At 68.4% G+C, this 15,935-nt stretch carries 20 protein-coding genes; 11 read left to right on the forward strand and 9 right to left on the reverse strand.

Annotation, left to right across the window (positions count from 1 at the left end; all coding sequences use genetic code 11):
- Nucleotides 1-33: 33 nt before the first annotated feature.
- From BJ970_RS33955 to BJ970_RS33970, 4 genes are all read right to left on the reverse strand, one after another.
- Nucleotides 34-1,524, reverse strand: a complete 1,491-nt coding sequence (locus tag BJ970_RS33955) for an aldehyde dehydrogenase family protein (RefSeq protein WP_184731832.1) — start codon at nt 1,522-1,524, stop codon at nt 34-36.
- A 288-nt stretch (nt 1,525-1,812) separates the two neighbouring features.
- The gene (locus BJ970_RS33960; RefSeq protein ID WP_184731834.1) at nt 1,813-2,541 is read right to left on the reverse strand and encodes an IclR family transcriptional regulator; all 729 of its coding nucleotides are present in this window, start codon (nt 2,539-2,541) and stop codon (nt 1,813-1,815) included.
- Between the two features lie 260 nt (nt 2,542-2,801).
- On the reverse strand, nt 2,802-2,993 hold the full coding sequence (locus BJ970_RS33965) for a DUF397 domain-containing protein (protein ID WP_184731836.1): 192 nt from the start codon (nt 2,991-2,993) through the stop codon (nt 2,802-2,804).
- Nucleotides 2,990-3,841, reverse strand: a complete 852-nt coding sequence (locus tag BJ970_RS33970) for a helix-turn-helix domain-containing protein (RefSeq protein WP_184731838.1) — start codon at nt 3,839-3,841, stop codon at nt 2,990-2,992. Before BJ970_RS33970 ends, BJ970_RS33965 begins: the two co-directional genes overlap by 4 nt.
- 498 nt (nt 3,842-4,339) lie before the next feature.
- Here BJ970_RS33970 and BJ970_RS33975 point away from each other — a divergent pair, with 498 nt between their 5' ends.
- From BJ970_RS33975 to BJ970_RS33990, 4 genes are read left to right on the forward strand one after another with little or no spacing between them, the layout of a single operon-like run.
- Nucleotides 4,340-4,576: an HC3 family zinc finger protein gene (locus BJ970_RS33975; protein WP_184731840.1), complete on the forward strand. Its 237-nt coding sequence runs from the start codon at nt 4,340-4,342 to the stop codon at nt 4,574-4,576.
- A complete protein-coding gene (locus BJ970_RS33980) occupies nt 4,573-4,797 on the forward strand; it encodes a hypothetical protein (protein ID WP_184731842.1) in 225 nt (74 codons plus the stop codon). Before BJ970_RS33975 ends, BJ970_RS33980 begins: the two co-directional genes overlap by 4 nt.
- Nucleotides 4,794-5,180: a hypothetical protein gene (locus BJ970_RS33985; RefSeq protein ID WP_184731844.1), complete on the forward strand. Its 387-nt coding sequence runs from the start codon at nt 4,794-4,796 to the stop codon at nt 5,178-5,180. The genes BJ970_RS33980 and BJ970_RS33985 overlap by 4 nt, the downstream gene beginning before the upstream one ends.
- Nucleotides 5,177-5,449 (forward strand): hypothetical protein, encoded by a 273-nt coding sequence (locus BJ970_RS33990; RefSeq protein ID WP_184731846.1) that lies wholly within the window; start codon nt 5,177-5,179, stop codon nt 5,447-5,449. Before BJ970_RS33985 ends, BJ970_RS33990 begins: the two co-directional genes overlap by 4 nt.
- A 582-nt stretch (nt 5,450-6,031) precedes the next feature.
- Here BJ970_RS33990 and BJ970_RS37405 read toward each other — a convergent pair.
- On the reverse strand, nt 6,032-6,181 hold the full coding sequence (locus tag BJ970_RS37405) for a hypothetical protein (RefSeq protein ID WP_221468379.1): 150 nt from the start codon (nt 6,179-6,181) through the stop codon (nt 6,032-6,034).
- 21 nt (nt 6,182-6,202) lie between these two features.
- Here BJ970_RS37405 and BJ970_RS33995 point away from each other — a divergent pair, with 21 nt between their 5' ends.
- Entirely contained in the window at nt 6,203-6,730 is a 528-nt protein-coding gene (locus BJ970_RS33995) for a DddA-like double-stranded DNA deaminase toxin (RefSeq protein ID WP_221468380.1), read from the forward strand.
- Entirely contained in the window at nt 6,727-7,182 is a 456-nt protein-coding gene (locus BJ970_RS34000) for an Imm1 family immunity protein (RefSeq protein WP_184731848.1), read from the forward strand. Before BJ970_RS33995 ends, BJ970_RS34000 begins: the two co-directional genes overlap by 4 nt.
- Nucleotides 7,183-7,975: 793 nt before the next feature.
- Here BJ970_RS34000 and BJ970_RS34005 read toward each other — a convergent pair.
- The 4 genes from BJ970_RS34005 to BJ970_RS34020 all read right to left on the reverse strand — a co-directional run bounded on the left by BJ970_RS34005 (nt 7,976) and on the right by BJ970_RS34020 (nt 10,649).
- On the reverse strand, nt 7,976-8,164 hold the full coding sequence (locus BJ970_RS34005; RefSeq protein ID WP_184731850.1) for a hypothetical protein: 189 nt from the start codon (nt 8,162-8,164) through the stop codon (nt 7,976-7,978).
- Between the two features lie 76 nt (nt 8,165-8,240).
- Complete coding sequence (locus BJ970_RS34010; RefSeq protein WP_184731852.1) at nt 8,241-8,777, reverse strand: Imm1 family immunity protein; 537 nt, start codon at nt 8,775-8,777, stop codon at nt 8,241-8,243.
- Between the two features lie 11 nt (nt 8,778-8,788).
- Nucleotides 8,789-9,328 carry a DddA-like double-stranded DNA deaminase toxin gene (locus BJ970_RS39765; RefSeq protein ID WP_184731854.1) on the reverse strand — a complete coding sequence of 180 codons (540 nt, stop codon included), beginning with the start codon at nt 9,326-9,328 and terminating at the stop codon, nt 8,789-8,791.
- A 574-nt stretch (nt 9,329-9,902) separates the two neighbouring features.
- A complete protein-coding gene (locus BJ970_RS34020; RefSeq protein WP_184731856.1) occupies nt 9,903-10,649 on the reverse strand; it encodes an IclR family transcriptional regulator in 747 nt (248 codons plus the stop codon).
- A gap of 173 nt (nt 10,650-10,822) precedes the next feature.
- Here BJ970_RS34020 and BJ970_RS34025 point away from each other — a divergent pair, with 173 nt between their 5' ends.
- From BJ970_RS34025 to BJ970_RS34045, 5 genes are read left to right on the forward strand one after another with little or no spacing between them, the layout of a single operon-like run.
- Complete coding sequence (locus BJ970_RS34025; protein ID WP_184731858.1) at nt 10,823-11,932, forward strand: cupin domain-containing protein; 1,110 nt, start codon at nt 10,823-10,825, stop codon at nt 11,930-11,932.
- A 12-nt stretch (nt 11,933-11,944) separates the two neighbouring features.
- On the forward strand, nt 11,945-12,790 hold the full coding sequence (locus BJ970_RS34030; protein WP_184731860.1) for a fumarylacetoacetate hydrolase family protein: 846 nt from the start codon (nt 11,945-11,947) through the stop codon (nt 12,788-12,790).
- A complete protein-coding gene (locus tag BJ970_RS34035) occupies nt 12,787-13,461 on the forward strand; it encodes a maleylpyruvate isomerase family mycothiol-dependent enzyme (RefSeq protein WP_184731862.1) in 675 nt (224 codons plus the stop codon). Before BJ970_RS34030 ends, BJ970_RS34035 begins: the two co-directional genes overlap by 4 nt.
- A gap of 12 nt (nt 13,462-13,473) precedes the next feature.
- Nucleotides 13,474-14,661, forward strand: coding sequence for an FAD-dependent monooxygenase (locus BJ970_RS34040; RefSeq protein ID WP_221468381.1), 1,188 nt, complete (start codon nt 13,474-13,476; stop codon nt 14,659-14,661).
- Nucleotides 14,662-14,677: 16 nt separating this feature from the next.
- Nucleotides 14,678-15,922 (forward strand): bifunctional 3,4-dihydroxy-2-butanone-4-phosphate synthase/GTP cyclohydrolase II, encoded by a 1,245-nt coding sequence (locus BJ970_RS34045; RefSeq protein WP_184731864.1) that lies wholly within the window; start codon nt 14,678-14,680, stop codon nt 15,920-15,922.
- Nucleotides 15,923-15,935 lie beyond the last annotated feature (13 nt).

Here is a 15,935-nt window from a genome sequence, read left to right on the forward strand (position 1 = left end):
CTTCTCCTCGATGCTCTGACCTGCGGGCCCCGGTCACGAGGTGCCCATGATGTTGATGGCCTTGATCTCGGTGTAGCTCAGGAGCTCTTCGATGCTTTCCTCGCGCCCGACACCGGAACCCTTCACGCCCCCGTACGGAACATTCGGGAAATGGCGTGCGGTGCCGTTGATCCACAGGAAGCCGGCCTCGATGCCGCGCGCCACGCGGACGGCGCGGCCGATATCGCGGGTCCAAATGCTTGCGGTGAGGCCGTAATCGACACAGTTCGCCGTGCGCAGGGCGTCGTCCTCGTCGTCGAACGGCAGAACCGCGAGGATCGGCCCGAAGATCTCCTCGGTGGCCACTCTGGACGTCGGCCCGACCCCGGTGAACACGGTCGGGGCGACGTACCACCCGCCTTCCAGACCCGGCGGCGTCGCGGCGGTGCCGCCCGTAACCGCGGTCGCCCCCTCGGCGAGGCCGATGTCGAGGTAGTCGAGGACGCGCCGGTACTGCTTCTCGTTGATCATCGGCCCCTGCTCGGACTTCTCGTCGAGCGGGTCGGCGATCGTCCGCGATTCGACCAACTCGACGATGCGGGCGACCAGCCGGTCGAGGATCGCGCGCTGGACCAGCAGCCGCGAGGTCGAGCCGCACGACTGCCCGGACCAGGTCAGGTTCATGCCCTCCACCGCTCCGGCGGCCGCGGCGTCGAGATCGGCGTCGTCGAAGACGACCATCGCGTTCTTGCCACCGAGTTCGAGCGAGACGTCCTTGACCCCGGTCTCGGCGGCCGCGCGCTGGATGGCGCGTCCGACCGGCTCGCTGCCGATGAAGCCGATGCGGCGGACCAGGGGGTGACGCACCAGGGCATCGGGAACCTCGGGGCCATCGCCCACGACGACCGACAACACGCCGGGCGGGAAGATGTCGGCCGCCAGCTCGCCGAGACGCAGCGACGACAGCGGGGCCGCCTCCGGCGGCTTGAGCGCGACGGGGTTGCCCGCGACCAGTGGCGCGGCGATCTTGCAGGCGAACATGAACGGGTGGTTGAAGGCGACGATCCGCGTGGTGATCCCGACCGGCTCACGCAGGGTCAGGTGCAGGTCGGCGCTGGCGGGGATCGTGGTGCCCTTCAGCTCCAAGGCCAGCCCGGCGAACATCCGCAGTGCCGCCGCACCCGCCGCGACATCGGCCCGCGCAAGGGCCACCGGCAGACCGCCGTCGACGGCGTCGAGCAGCGCCAGTTCCTCTGTGTGCTGCTCGATGCGGTCGGCGAGCGCACGGACCAGCGCGGCGCGAGCCGACGGTGTGGTGTCGGCCCAGCCGCGCCGTGCGTGTTCGGCTGCCTGCACCGCCAGATCGACGTCCTCCCGATTCGCGTCCGGGACCGTCGCGATCACCTCTCGCGTCGCGGGGCTGACGGTCTGATAGGCGCCACCGGCGTGCGGCTCGACGAGTTCCCCGCCGATCAACAGCCGCCAGCGGTGCGCGAGAAGCCCGGCCAGCGGTTCCGGTAATCGGGACGATCGGGTCAGTGGCATGCAATGTCCTCATTGACACTCAAGGGTTCGGCAGGCGTGGGCTCGGCCCCGGTCGGTTTCGATCGCCTGGCGTTTCGGGTGCACCGACGGGCGGTCGGCGACGAGTCTCCCTCGGAGTCGGCCGGTCAGAGAGTAAGCGCCGTCACAGTCCCTTGTCGAGAAGCATTGTTCTTCACAGAAGAATCGCCGAGTTTCACAGTACGGCTGCGATTTCACGGGACAGCGGCCACTTCAAGGGACAGCGGCCCCTTCAGGAAACAGGGGCAACTTCAAGGGACAGGGGCAACTTCAGGGAACGGCTGTGACAACCTGCGCGGCGGCGGCGCGCAACACCCCGACATGTCCCTTCTCGATGGCCGCGCTCCAGCGCGCCTCGGGCGCGGCGATACTCAGGCCGCCGAGCAAGCCCCGTGCCGGATGCACGATGCCGATCCCGATCGAGCAGACCCCCACCTCCATCTCGCCCCGGTTACGGCCGTATCCGCGGGCTCGGGTCCGGCTCAGTTCGGCGATCAGCGCGTCGAGATCGGTGATCGTGCGGGCCGTCTGGGACGGCAGCTCGCCGCCTAGATAGAGGCTGCGGACGTGGTCGTCGTCGGCCGTCGCGAGCATCGCCTTCCCGATGCTCGTCGCGTGCGCGGGACGGGATTGACCGGTTCGACCGGTAACTCGCAGCGGCGACAGGCTCTCGATGACATCCAGGTAGCGGACCTGCGTGCCGTCGAGAACGCCGAGGTGGACGGTCTCCCCGCACTTCTCCGCCAGCCAGGCCAGCACCGGCCGGACCTCGCGCACCAGGTCGAACCCGTCGCCGACGGTACGTCCGATCTCGAACAGGGCGGGTCCGGCGCGGTAGGTCCGCGACGCCGGATCCTGCACCGCGAACCCTCGGTACACCAGCATCGCGAGCAGGCGGTGCGCAGTCGACTGCCCGACGCCGAGGTGGGCGCGTACCTCGGAGAGCTTGAGCTCCGAGCGCTCGGCCAGGAAGCGGAGCAGCAGAAGCGTTCGGTCCACGGACTCGATGGGATACTGCGGAACCGGTCGGTCGGCTGCCTGCACCGCCTCAGGCTAACCAGTAGGCGGCGCGGCGTCATACTGCCGACCAGTTCTAGGCGGGAGCAGGGGCGCCAGCAGCGCCCACTGCCTGTCGGTAAACGGCCATACTTCAGGTCTCGTCTGGCAGACTCCGCAGCGGAGCAACGCGCAGGGCGACCCGCACGCACAGCAGCGCCCCGCATGGTGATACCGGCATCATGCGGGGCGCTGTCGTGCTGTCAGGCGCCGAAACGGCCGCCCTTGATCGCATCGACAAACGCCGACCACTGGCCGGCGGTCGTGGTGAAATAACCGGCCGCCCGGTCCTTCGTGTCGCGGACGGCGGTGTCGTCACCGACCCGACCAACCTCGACACAGTCCGTGTTTTGGCCGGATCGGCTCGACTTCCGCCAGCCCGTTGGTTCTGTCATCTGGGGCTCTCCTCGTATCTCGCGGTACAGGCAGCGATCAAATCCAGCGACTCCTCTTGAGTCATCGCCGCTTCGCGGAGAGTACCCAGCGCATGCGAGTAGGTTTCCACGACGCCCGGAGACGTGTGGAATGCAGCGGACCCCAAGTGCTCAAGGTGCACGAGCGGTTCAGCATCGGCGAACTCGAACATGATGAACCGGCCCTCGTGCGCTGGAGTCCAGCGCGGCAACGAAGGCAGCACGCGGATCGTGACGTTGGGCTGCTCTGCGACCCTTGCGAGGTGCCGAAGCTGGTCGATCATCGGATCGCCTTCGAGCACCGGAGAGGTCAGCGCGTACTCGCCGATCAGCGCTTCGAATCGAGGCGCCTTGCGGCTGGTGAGGATGTCGCGGCGGGTGGCGCGCATCGCGACTCGCGTCTCAACCTCGCCCGGCGGCAGCCCGGTCATGACCGCTCGCGCATAGTCGGCGGTCTGCAACATGCCCGGTAACAGCATCGGAGCCACGTGCGAGATCGCTGTCGCGGTGCGCTCGTACACCATCAACGTCACGAGTTCCTGATGCACGCCAGGGATGCCGCCGCGCAGCCAGTCCGGGCCGTCCGCTTCGCGCGCGAGCTCGACTATTCTTTCGCGCTCTCCACCGGAGATACCGAGTGCCACCAGGATCGCGGTCACGTCCTCGGTGGTGGCTGGCCGTGATCCGGCTTCGGTTCGAACCACCCACGCGTGCCCGATTCCCAGTCGGCGCGCCAGTTCTCGAACCGTAACGCCTTTGCTTTCTCGTGCTTTGCGCAGTTCGGCGCCGAGCGTGCGCGCTTTTGGACTGCCTGCTTTGGATCGCGCCATGAACCAATCGTAAGCACATATCTGGGTCTGATGATCGCCCCATCGGGCTATTGCCGAAGTGGTTCGTGAACCAAGATCATGGGTCTCGAACCAAGCTGCGGGTCACAACCCGTTGCGGAGAGGGTGCGACGTGTTGCTATGCGTAGTGCTCCTGGTCCTCATTGCCGTTGTTGCCGGAACCGCGATCGTCATCGATCGTGTGCGCGACCGGCAGCAGCGAGCAGCGGTCGAGCGAATCCACGCTCGGCTCAACGAATCTCCGGTAGCCCCGCAGCGCCCGCGTTGCTCCATCAGTGCGGAACTGCGGCAGCGCCGGGGGCACGCAGCGCGGCGAGACGGCTCGGTACCTGCCGTCTCACCCGCTGCGTCGCTCAGGTCGATCCACCACGAAACGGCCACTCGCCGACGGGCCCTCAGGTCGACGCGGAGTGGCCAGACGGGGCCGATGCCCGCCGGTAAAGGCACCGGCCCTGTCATGACCTCACAGGCGGTGGCGTGATGTACCAACCCAATCCGTTCCACTGGGTGCCTGCCGACGGGCAACGGCATGCCAGCACTGACCCGAAACCTGCCAAGGGCTACCCGACCGGTTTCGTGGTGGGCACCCTGTGCGGTCACCAGCTGGCCGCAGAAAACACGAGTCGGTCGTGGCTCTGGCCCACCTGCGGGACCTGCAACGACAAGGCGGACGGCCTCGCCAACACCCCGACTCCAACCGCGGCGAGTGCGGGATGAGCAAGTCAGAGGCCGAGCGCGCAGTCAAACTCGCCGAGCTGTTGACGAAAGCGGCCGTCGCGCTAAAAGCCCTATCCACTGCCGTCCTCATGGGACGAGTGACGGATGACGAATTCCTGGACGCCGAACGGCTTTTGTCCGATCTGGTCGACGTGATCAGGGACCAGTGTGAGAGCTACGTGCCGCCGCGCGTGGTCGACTCGAAACGGCCCGCCCAGTGACGGCGGCGCTCGTTTCCACCGGCCTGCTTGTCTTCGGCGGGCTCGCGGTGTGGACGACGTTCTACTACGCCCCCGCCCGGCACGCCGGAGGCGGCGAGGGCGCATTGACGGTCTCCTATCTGATCGCGCGGGTGGAGTCAGAGACCAGCGGCGGCCGGCACCGGCTCCGCGAACGCGAGCCGCGCACGGTCCAGCTGCGCGGCGATCTCGCCGACGCGCTCGCGAACGAGAAAACCCGGATCCTGCCGCTGGTCGAATCCGGTCTACCGGTCACTGACCGCGAATCCTTCCTACTGTCCGGCGACCGTGAAGCGCTGGCCCGGAATCGGGGGCTGCTGCGGCGAATCCTGGCCGGGCTCGACCGTACAGAGGTGAATCGATGAACGAGGCGCGGGAAAAGCTCCAGGCCGTGAACGCGGCGTTAAGGGGTGTGCTTGCCCACGCCGAGCAGCTGCATCGGATCTACGAGCAGGCACGCCAGGAGGTAGCGACGGTGATGTGCGACGAACCCGGTGCGAACACCGAGCCAGGCCATTCCCTGCTGACACACCTCGATGTGGGAAGCCGCGTCGGACTTCGACTGATGCGGCACCAGGTTAAGGCCGACGAGCTGGTGATCGGCGTGCTGAAGGGATTACCGACCGAGGAATAGACCCCGGTGGGAGCGCCGCTGCCGACTCGCTCACTCCCGGCGCGTGCTCTCACCAACATGTGCCCTGCGCTGCCGACCCCAGCGGCACGCGGGCACGGGATGCCCGGACCACGGAAGCGCAGTCGGCGGTCCGGCCATCCCCAGATCTCCGGCGCCGGGTCGACGAGCGGCATTCGCCGCAACCGGCCCACCGCGCCGGACGCTGGTCGGCGCGCGCCCCTTGCGCGCCGACCAGCACGTCAACAGACCAGCACAGCAATGGAAAGGAGGTGCACATGTCCAACAACCCAGAAACCGAGCCAGAGCCGGAACCGGCAAGCGGCGAGGGTGAGCAGCCCGTCTACGACTCGTCCGGGACCCCGCATTGGTCAGTCGGGCCGCAGCTGTAATCGAAGCCCCACCGAGCCGGGGCATGACACGGCTCGACTCGATGAACGAGGTGGGGCCGAGCGGAATTCGCCGCAACCGGCCCCACCGCGCCGGGGGACCCGCCACGCTATCCGGCGCGGCGAACTTTATGAGGGGGCGGCGTGTCGGCGCTCGGTGATCTCGATCAGGCATTGGCGCAGGTGATTGATCGAATCACCTGCCGCTCTCGGCCTTCTGGCCACCGCGCAGGATGCGTGCGATGAAGCCGGTGAAGTCCTGGGGTCCGCGCTGGAGGGCACCGCCGACTCGGAAGCGCTGGAAGTCCTCGCCGGATTCGCCCCCACTGGGGACGAGTTGATCCACGCCTACCAGGCGGCAACCCGCGTGATCGAGCTGATCAGCACCTACCGCCGAAGTCTGGAAGTGCGCCAAGCGGTCGAATCCACCCCGCCCAGCGCGGCGCATCCCTCAACCGCGGGCCGCATTCCCACCGACACTGCCCACGATCGCGACTGGGCCGAGCATGCGCGTTCCAGGCTGCCCAAGCGCAAGAAGGGCGACCAGACAACAGGGTTCGGCTATGACCGCGACGGCACCGAGCACCACATCACCAGCGGGCGTGACCCGGCCTTCTCAGAAGAGGCGCGGTTGATCCTGCACAATTCCCCACGGTTCCTGACCGACCACCGCGGGGCGCCGACCGTCGTACTGCACGTTGAGGTGAAATATGCACTTATGATGCGCCGCGCCGGACAGACTTACGGCGTTGTGGTGCTGAACAAGGCGATTTGCGACTTGCGTCGCGGTTGCGGCGCCGCGGTGCGCGCCATTCTTCCGCAGGGCTCCGTTCTGGTGGTATGGGAGCCGGGCGCAACGAAACCCATCGAGCTGCTTGGAGAGGCAAGGCCATGATGATCGAGCAGGAGCGGACCGTGGTCACGGCGGTGTTTCACCACATCTTTCGGTACGCACGCACCGCCGACGAGATCACGGAACTGACCCGCGTGATCGTGGAGCAGCCACCGGAGCCGGTCTGCGAGGTCTACGTGTGGGACCGCCCGTGCCTGTCGTTCCGCGATGAGGCCGGGCCAGCGTTCCCCGACTCCGGTCGACTGCGGGTGTCCGCCGACCCGGAGATCGGATGGGGCGCCCTGAACTACGAAGGGCCGGAGGCGGACCTTTCGGATTCCTACAACCCGAACACGAGAGAACATTGCCCGGTGCTGCCACTCGACACGGACGGCGTTGACTTCCCGCGCTCGGCGTCCCTGCCGCTGGAGAAGGTGCGCGAGGCGGTCACCGAATACTGCCGCACCGGGGCGCGGCCGACGTGCGTTCTGTGGCAGCTCGGCGAGTGGTACTGACCCGGAGACGACGAAAGCGCCCCGCACTCGGTGAACGGGACGCTGTTGGCGAATCCGCCCCGTCGCCGTTGGGCCTGGGACCACCCGTTACGTGATGAGATCACCACCGCGCTCGCCGACGCCTGCCCCTGTCCCAAGACCGCCGCAGAGGAGTGCATTGCCTGAGTCCCAGGCTGACCGCTACGACGAGAAGGTGCGGCGCGCGGCCGCCGGCCGAGCTCGTCGCCCAGATCATTGACGGGCACCTCGCCGACAGACACGCCACCGCAGCGCGGAGGCAAACACGAACCGTCCCGCCACAGCGTGAGACCGCCTACGTCACGATGTTCAACGCCCCCGTCAACGCGCCGGTACACATCGGCAGCGCCCCTGCGGATCCCGACATCGCCCGAGTGCGACAAGCGTGATCGTCGTCGGGCACCTGTGGATGTCGGCAACACGGGCGCCCACACGCGTTGTGGTGACGGACGAGCGCCGTTTGAGGAAGCCAGTGGGGACGGTCAGCGCCGGGTCACTAGCGCTCCGCTACAGCCACTGCCCCGGCGCTGAGCGTACCAACCCAGATCAGGTAATTGATGTTTCAACATTCTTTTCGATCTGTCGAGATCTGCTTGATCCACTCAACGTTGTCCGCATAACGGCTACGCTGCGTGCCCGTCGGGCTGGGGGTTCGCAGGGGTGCGACCTCGGCGGGGTCGAGGTCGCAGCGAAGGCGCAGGGCCCCCGTACGCGATGTCGATATCGGGAGTATTCGATGACGCCATCGGTCGCGTACTCGATCACCACTACTCGATCACCACACGTAGGTCATGGCTTGGGCACCAGTGAGCCCAGCCACGACGATCCCCGGCAACGCGCGCTCCGGCTCCGGGCTCAGGCGCACGGCCTCCTGGACCGCGGCGCGCGTGGCCCCGGCATCGGATGCGTAATCCCGACCGTGCGCCACCTGCCCCGGCGATCCGAGCCGCCAGGACCAGCACATGCGGGGTGGTGAGGTGCCGCGTCGTGCCTGCCTCGAGGGTGAGGTGCCCTCGTGTTGCCCCACGTTGGAGGGGTGCTTATCCAGCAGGCCAATGCCGCGCGGGCCCGGAGTACAGCGAACGCCTGCTGACCTGGGGTTCGGGCTCGTCCCAGGTGATGTTTGCTTGCGGCTGCCAGGCCACGACCGGATCGAGCAGCATCGTGGTGGCGAACGTGATCAGCGCTGCCCGGGCTTCGGGCAGCGGAATGACCGCAGTGGGCGGGAAAAACCAGGGGATGTCCGAGTCGTACGGGATGGCGAGCTTGTCCTCGTGATCTAGGGCGAAGGTCACGAGCTCGATGTATTCGTGCCGGTAAGGATGAGGGACTTGGGCGGAGATGGCACCCCATCCGTCGCGATAGCCGAAGACCATGACGCCGCGGCCTCCGACCGGGGTTCCGTCCCAGGTCACCTTTCGGTCTGCAGGGGGCTCAACGAGCAGATGCACCTCGCTGTCGTCGGGCTCAGCGAGGACAGCGTCGAGGAGTTGGATCTTGTCGTGCTCCGTCGTCGCTGTCAGCTCAGGAGCGTCCCATGCGCGGCGGTCAATGGTGAGTTGACCTGTGGTGTTCATGGTGTCTCCCCCTACTTCGCCTGTCCGTGGAACGTTCGTGACCCGTTAGGCCACCGCACCACCATCGTGTACCCGCTTGGCAAGATACGGCTGACCGACCGAACGCAGCCGATCCTGGACGCCCACCCGCACGGTCCTTTGGGATTGTTCATCACCAGGGCTGTGGACTCGAACTCCTTCAGTCGCGCTAGCGTCGCGGCCTTGGCCTCAACATGCTCGGCGGCCTGTTTGAAACTCAGATGGTCCTCACCGGGCTGCCGAGCCTCGTTCAGGAACTCTGTCCCGGATTCGAGCAGCGGATCGGGTTTCCTCCCGTTCACATTCCTCGTCCCGCTGATCAGCAGCAAGCCGTTGTCCGGGTTGGCGAACAGAATGCCATCGGTTGGTGTGCCGTTGAATACTGGAAGCCAGTCAAACTTGCCGGTGGCCCATTCCTTTGTCGCCCACGGAGGGCCGTCGAAGTGGGCACTGCCTTCGATCGGTTTGCATGCGGGCGCGGTCGTGGTCAGCAGCGCGATAACTGTCAGCAGCAGAAGCAGCGCTCGGCGCACAAACCCTCCCGCAGGTAGATGGCGACGGAAGGTTACAAGCGGCTACTAGCTGTCAGGTACCACCTTTGCAGCGACAGCCATATGCACTAGCCCGGCGCGACGACGGTTGCTGAGCTACTGAAGGGCAAATAGCGGGTCACAGCCCTCGGCTTCGTCGTTGAGCTGCTCGAGCCCGGCAGCATCCGATAGAGCCGACACCCGATCGGCAGCGACAGGGGCCAGGAGTCGGGTTGAACAGGTCCGGCGAGCTCGCCAGCGATGAAGATGTCAGCGAGCAGCCGAGTGCTCCGGAAGCTCTTCTAGAACGTCTGAGCCGAGGGCCTGAGCTGCAGCACACCAGATTCGCCGACCCCGATCACCCGGAATCCGTCGTACTTAGGCCCTATGCGAGGCCTGGAGGCGGCCCGGCATCAGCGTCGTCCTCTTCCCCGACCCAGTGGTTCGGTCGCCGCAGGTCGCTACGAAGGTCTAGAGCAGTTCCCTTGTCACCGTGCGCCGAGTTGATCTGAGGTTGTGTGGCCCCTGTGGGTCGGCGGTGCAAGCTGAGTGCAATACCGCAAACGGCTTACGCCGCTTATAAAACTGCCCCCAGCTCCTTCGAGATGCGCTCGGCCGTTGTGGTGACCTGGCGAACCCACTCGCCCAATCGCTCACGCCGGTAACGCGCCGTCGGCATCGCGAGCGAAACGGCCGCCGGGACCGCTCCGGCGGGGCCGGCCACCGCGCAGCCGAGCGCCGTCACGCCGACCTCGGTCTTCTGGTCGTTCATTGCGAAACCCTGGCGGCGGACCCGGCGCAGGTCGCGCAGCAGCGCGTCCACGTCGGCGACGCCGGAGTCCGGATCGCCGTAAAGCTCACGGATTTCCGCCTCGCTGCGCGTGGCGAGCACGGCTCGTCCACCGGAAGCCAGATGCGCGGGCAGCACTTTCCCCTCCCTGTCGCCGACCCGCAGCACCTGGCCGCACTCGACCGTCGCCGCGAACCGGACCTGGTCGGCCACGACGACGAGCAGGTTACTGGTCTCGTCGGTCCGGGCAACGAGGCTTTGCAGGTGGGGCAGCGCGATCCGGCGCAGGTCCGCGACGGGCTCCGGGACCGTGTGCCTGCGCAGCACGGACCCTGCGACGTAACGACGATCCTCGTCCTGTTCGGCGAAGTCTCGGTAGACGAGCATCGCCAGCAGACGGTGGGCGGTCGACCGAGCGACACCGAGCCGTTGCGCGGCGTCGGTCACCCGCAGCGGCCCTTCCTGCTGTAAGAGCGTCGCGAGGTGCAGCGCGTGATCGACCGAGTCGATCCCGTAGGCCGGCTTGTTCTTCATGTCAGAACGATAGCTGCTTGCTGGCAGAACGGAAGTAGCGTTTGGGCGTGGCATTGAGGTCCGCGCGCCGATCTTCGCGATCGCTGCCGCGCTCCGCCGCGTCTCCCCTGTCCCCACGTCTTCCCGGTCCGGCTGGCCGCGCCGGACTGTCTTCGCACACAAGGAGGTGCCGCATGACCGCTACCGTCTCGCCGGTCACCCTGCAGGTTAAGGATGGGCCCGGGCAGCCCGACCCGACACCGGAGCTGCACGAGCTGTACCGGGGGTTCGAGCAGGAGCTCTTGGTGCCGTTGTGGACCGAGATCGGTGATCTGATGCCCAGCTCGCCACGGCCCGCGGCGCGGTCGCACCTGTGGCGCTGGGCGAAGCTGCTCGGACTGGCGCAGCGGTCCGGCGAGCTGGTTCCGGTCGGCCGCGGCGGGGAGCGGCGGGCGATCGCGCTGGCCAACCCGGGTTTGGGTGGCGCTCCGTACGCGACGCCGACGCTGTGGGCGGCGATCCAGTACCTCAACCCGCGCGAGGACGCCCCGGTCCACCGGCACACGCAGCATGCTTTCAGGTTCGTTGTGGAGGGCGAGGGTGTCTGGACCGTCGTCGACGGCGACCCGGTCGCGATGCGCCGCGGGGACTTCCTCCTCACTCCGGGCTGGCGCTTCCACGGTCACCACAACCAGGCCGACACCCCGATGGCCTGGCTCGACGGCCTGGACATCCCCTTCGTCCACCACACCGGGTCGTCGTTTTTCGAGCTCGGCCCCGATAAGGTCGCGGACCGCTCCACCCCCGACCGATCCCGCGCCGAACGACTGTGGGCACACCCTGGCCTGCGCCCGGTCTCGCAGCCCGAGGCGCAGACCAGCTCGCCGATCGCCGCCTACCGGTGGGAACACACCGACGCCGCCCTGGCCGACCAACTCGATCTTGAGGCCGCGGGGCATCCCGGCGTGCTGGAGCCCGGACACGCGGCCGTGCGGTTCTCCAACCCGACGACCGGTGGCGACGTCATGCCGACCATCCGCGCGGAAATGCACCGGCTGCGCGCCGGGGGGAGCAGCGCCACCCGCCGTGAGGTCGGCTCGGCCGTCTGGCAAGTGTTCGACGGCACCGGGCGGGTGCGAGTCGGCGAGCGGGAGTGGGAGGTCGACCGCGGTGACCTGGTCGCCGTGCCCTCTTGGCAGCCGCTGACGATCGCGGCAGGGTCCCAGCTGGACCTGTTCCGCTTTTCCGACTCCCCGATCTTCGAGCGGCTGAACGCCGACCGCGTTCAGGTCGACGCTTCCTGAAGGAGAGCCCCCATGAGACTCACGACATTGCGCACGCCGAACGGCACCCGCGCGGCACGGATCGACGGCGACACCGCGATCGAGATCGACTCCTCCGACGTTGGTGCCCTGCTTTCCGATCCTGCCTGGCGCGATCGGGGCGCCGCAGCCGACGGGCCGGCGCACCACCTCGCCTCGGCCGACCTGGCGCCGGTGGTGCCACGCCCGGGGAAGATCTTCTGCGTCGGGCTGAACTATCGCGGCCATATCCTGGAAATGGGCCGCGACCTGCCCGAAAACCCCACCCTGTTCGCCAAGTTCGCCGACGCCCTAATCGGCCCGAGCGATCCGATCGCACTCGACCCGGCGTCGGCGGCCGTTGACTGGGAAGCCGAGCTCGCCGTCGTCGTCGGGACACCGGTCCGGCGCGCCAGCGAGGCCGAAGCGGCGGCGGCGATCGCCGGGTTCGCCGTGCTCAACGACGTCACCATGCGGGACTGGCAGTACCGCACCCTGCAATGGCTGCAGGGCAAGACCTTTGAGGCCACCACGCCGTTCGGCCCGTACCTGGTCACCCCGGACGAGCTGCCCGGCGGTACGCGCCCCACGCTGGACCTGCGCTGTGCCGTGGACGGCGAGACCGTGCAGGCCGCGAACACCTCCGACTTGGTGTTCGATCCGGTCGCGCTGATCGCCTACATCTCGCGGATCGTCACCCTCAATCCCGGTGACGTCATCGCCACCGGCACCCCCGGCGGGGTCGGGCACGCCCGCGACCCGAAGCGCTACCTGACCGACGGTGCCACGCTGACCACCGAGATCCAGGGCCTGGGCGCCCAGCAGAACACCGTCCGCGCCACCGCCGGGGTGCCGGCATGAGCCCCGGCGACACCCGGTCTTGGGCCGACGAGGGCACCCGGCTGCTGCTCCGCGGCCTCGACCGGCTCACCGACACCGACCTCGATGGACCCTGCGCGCTGCCCGGCTGGACCCGCCGCCACCTGCTCGCCCACGTCGCCTCGAACGCCGAAGCAATCGGGCGGCTGCTGACCTGGGCCCGCACCGGCATTGAGAACCCCATGTACTCCTCGCCCGAGCAACGCGCCGCCGACATCGAGACCGGCGCCACCCGGCCCGACCTGCGGAACTGGGTCCACGACTCCGCGACCGAGCTGGCGCGGGCGATGGACGCCCTGCCCGCCCAGGCATGGTCGGCCGAGGTCGTGACCGCCCAGGGCCGCACCGTGCAGGCGAGCGAGACACCGTGGATGCGGGCTCGCGAGACATGCATCCACGCCGTGGACCTCGATTCCGGCACGACCTATCCGGAGCTGCCGGAGGGGTTCCTCGTGGCCTTGCTCGACGATGTCACCGCTTGGCGCTCCACCCGGCCCGGACCGGCGATCCTGCTGACCACACCGCACACCCGCCACGAGATCACCGGCGACGGCGAGCCCATACCGGTGGATCTGCCGCTCGCGACCGCGGCCGCCTGGCTCATCGGACGCCACAACGACGCGACCCTGCCCACCCTGCCGCGCTGGTTGTAGAGGAGCGACCTCATGACCACACCCGACATGGACCCCGACGTGGATGCCCTCGTCGTCGGCGGCGGCATCGGCGGCCTCGCCACCTCCCTCGCCCTAGCCCGCTCCGGCCGCACCGTGCGCGTCCTGGAGCAGGCCCCCGAGTTCGGCGAGGTCGGCGCCGGCCTGCAGATGGCCCCCAACGCCACCCGCATCCTGCGCGGCTGGGGCCTGCTCGACGAGGTGATCGATCACGGCGTCGCCCCCCGACGGCTCGTCATGCGCGACGCCCTCGACAACAAGGAACTCACTTACCTCGATCTCGCCGACACCGCCCGCCGCTACGGCGCCCCCTACATCGTGATCCACCGCAGCGACCTGCACGCCATCCTCGTCCGAGCCTGCCGGGCCGCCGGCGTCGACCTCGTCACCAACGCCGCGGTCACCGACGTCAAGACCGCCACCGACCAGGCCACCGCGATCGGCGAACACCGCCGCGACACCGGCCGCATCGTCATCGCCGCCGACGGCCTCGGCTCCCGGCTACGCGGGCGGCTCAGCAACGACGACCCCGTCAGCTCCGCTTACGTCGCCTACCGCGGCGCGCTGCCCCTCGCCGACCTGCCCGACACCTCCGGCCTCGCCCTCGACGACGTCGTCGTCCACATTGGACCGGGCTGCCATCTGGTCCAGTACCCGCTACGCCGCGGCGAGATGTTCAACCAGGTCGCCGTCTTCCGCTCCGCCAAAGCCCTCGCCGGGCAGGACGACTGGGGCACCCCCGACGAACTCGACGCCGCCTTCGCCGCCACCTGCGACCCCGTCCGCGCCGCCCTGCCCAACCTCTGGCGCGACCGCTGGTGGCGGATGTACGACCGCGAACCCATCGACGCCTGGATCGATGGCCGCCTCGCCCTCACCGGCGACGCCGCCCACCCCATGCTTCAATACCTCGCCCAAGGCGCCTGCCAGGCCATCGAGGACGCCGAATGCCTCGCCGAATACGTCGGCAAACACACCGCAGACACCGGAACCGACTGGGACGCGGCACTCGTCGGCTACGCCGAGACCCGCAGCGCGCGAACCGCCCGGGTCCAGCGCGCTGCTCGGCAATGGGGCGATCTCTGGCACTGCGACGGCCTCTTCCGAGCCACCCGCAACGCCTTGCTCACCGACCGCGATCCCGCTGACTACCGCCACATCGACTGGCTCTATGCCGCTTAGAGGGTGTTTCAACAAGATGACCGACACGAACGATCTCAACGGACCGGTTGCCGTGCAACGAGCCGCCGCCGCGCTGGCCGCCGGTGGCATGGTGGTCGTGGTCGACGACGCGGATCGGGAGAACGAGGGCGATCTGATCGTCGCGGCCGATGCCGTCACCGAGGAGCAGATGGCGTTCATCGTGCGGCACACGACCGGAATCGTGTGTGCTCCGATGGCGGCGAGCCGGGTCGAGGCGCTGCAACTGCCTCAGATGGTGCCCTCGGCGGAGAACAGCGACAGCCACGGAACCGCGTTCACGGTCAGCGTGGACCACGTCGACAGCGGAACGGGCGTCTCGGCTGCCGACCGGCGGCTGACCCTGAACGCGTTGGCCCGGCGCGATCTGCGGCCCGAGGAGTTGCGCCGGCCCGGCCACGTGTTCCCGTTGCGCGCCCGCGACGGTGGCGTGCTCGTCCGGGCCGGGCATACCGAGGCCGCCGTCGACCTGATGGGGCTGGCCGGGCGCGAGCCGGTCGGAGTGATCAGCGAGATCGTCGCCCCGGACGGTTCGATGGCTCGCGGCGAGCGCTTGCGCCGGTTCGCCGACAAGAACGACCTGCCGATGCTGTCCATCGCCGACCTTGTTCGCTACCGCCGGGCCACCGAGCGGCTGGTCGAACACGTCGCGACCTCGACCATGCCGACGGTGTTCGGCGACTTCCGGGCCGTCGCCTACCGTTGCACACTCGACGGCACGGAGCACCTCGCCCTGGTGCTCGGCGACGTCGCCTCGGCCGGCCGGTCCGAGCGCGGCGCGCTGGTCCGGGTGCACAGCGAATGCCTCACCGGCGACATCCTCGGCTCCCTGCGCTGCGACTGCGGTGCCCAGCTGGAGCAGGCCCTGCGCGCGATCGCCGACGAGGGCTGCGGCGCGGTGGTCTACCTGCGCGGTCACGAGGGCCGTGGCATCGGTCTCGGCCACAAGATCCGCGCCTACGCGCTCCAGGAAGGCGGACTGGACACTGTGGACGCCAACATCGCGCAGGGCTTGCCCGTCGACTCGCGCAGCTACGGCGTCGGTGCCCAGATCCTCGGCGAGCTGGGGATCCGGCACCTGCGCCTGATCACCAACAATCCCGCCAAGTACGGCGGACTCGACGGCTACGGGCTCACGATCGTCGACCGGATCGCCCTGCCGACGGTGGAAAACCCGCACAACGTCCGCTACCTGCGCACCAAACAAACCCGAATGGGCCACCACCTCGATGCCGCGCGCTGAAGCCCCCTCACGA

It is taken from the genome of Saccharopolyspora phatthalungensis (assembly GCF_014203395.1).
Classification (GTDB): Bacteria; Actinomycetota; Actinomycetes; order Mycobacteriales; family Pseudonocardiaceae; genus Saccharopolyspora; species Saccharopolyspora phatthalungensis.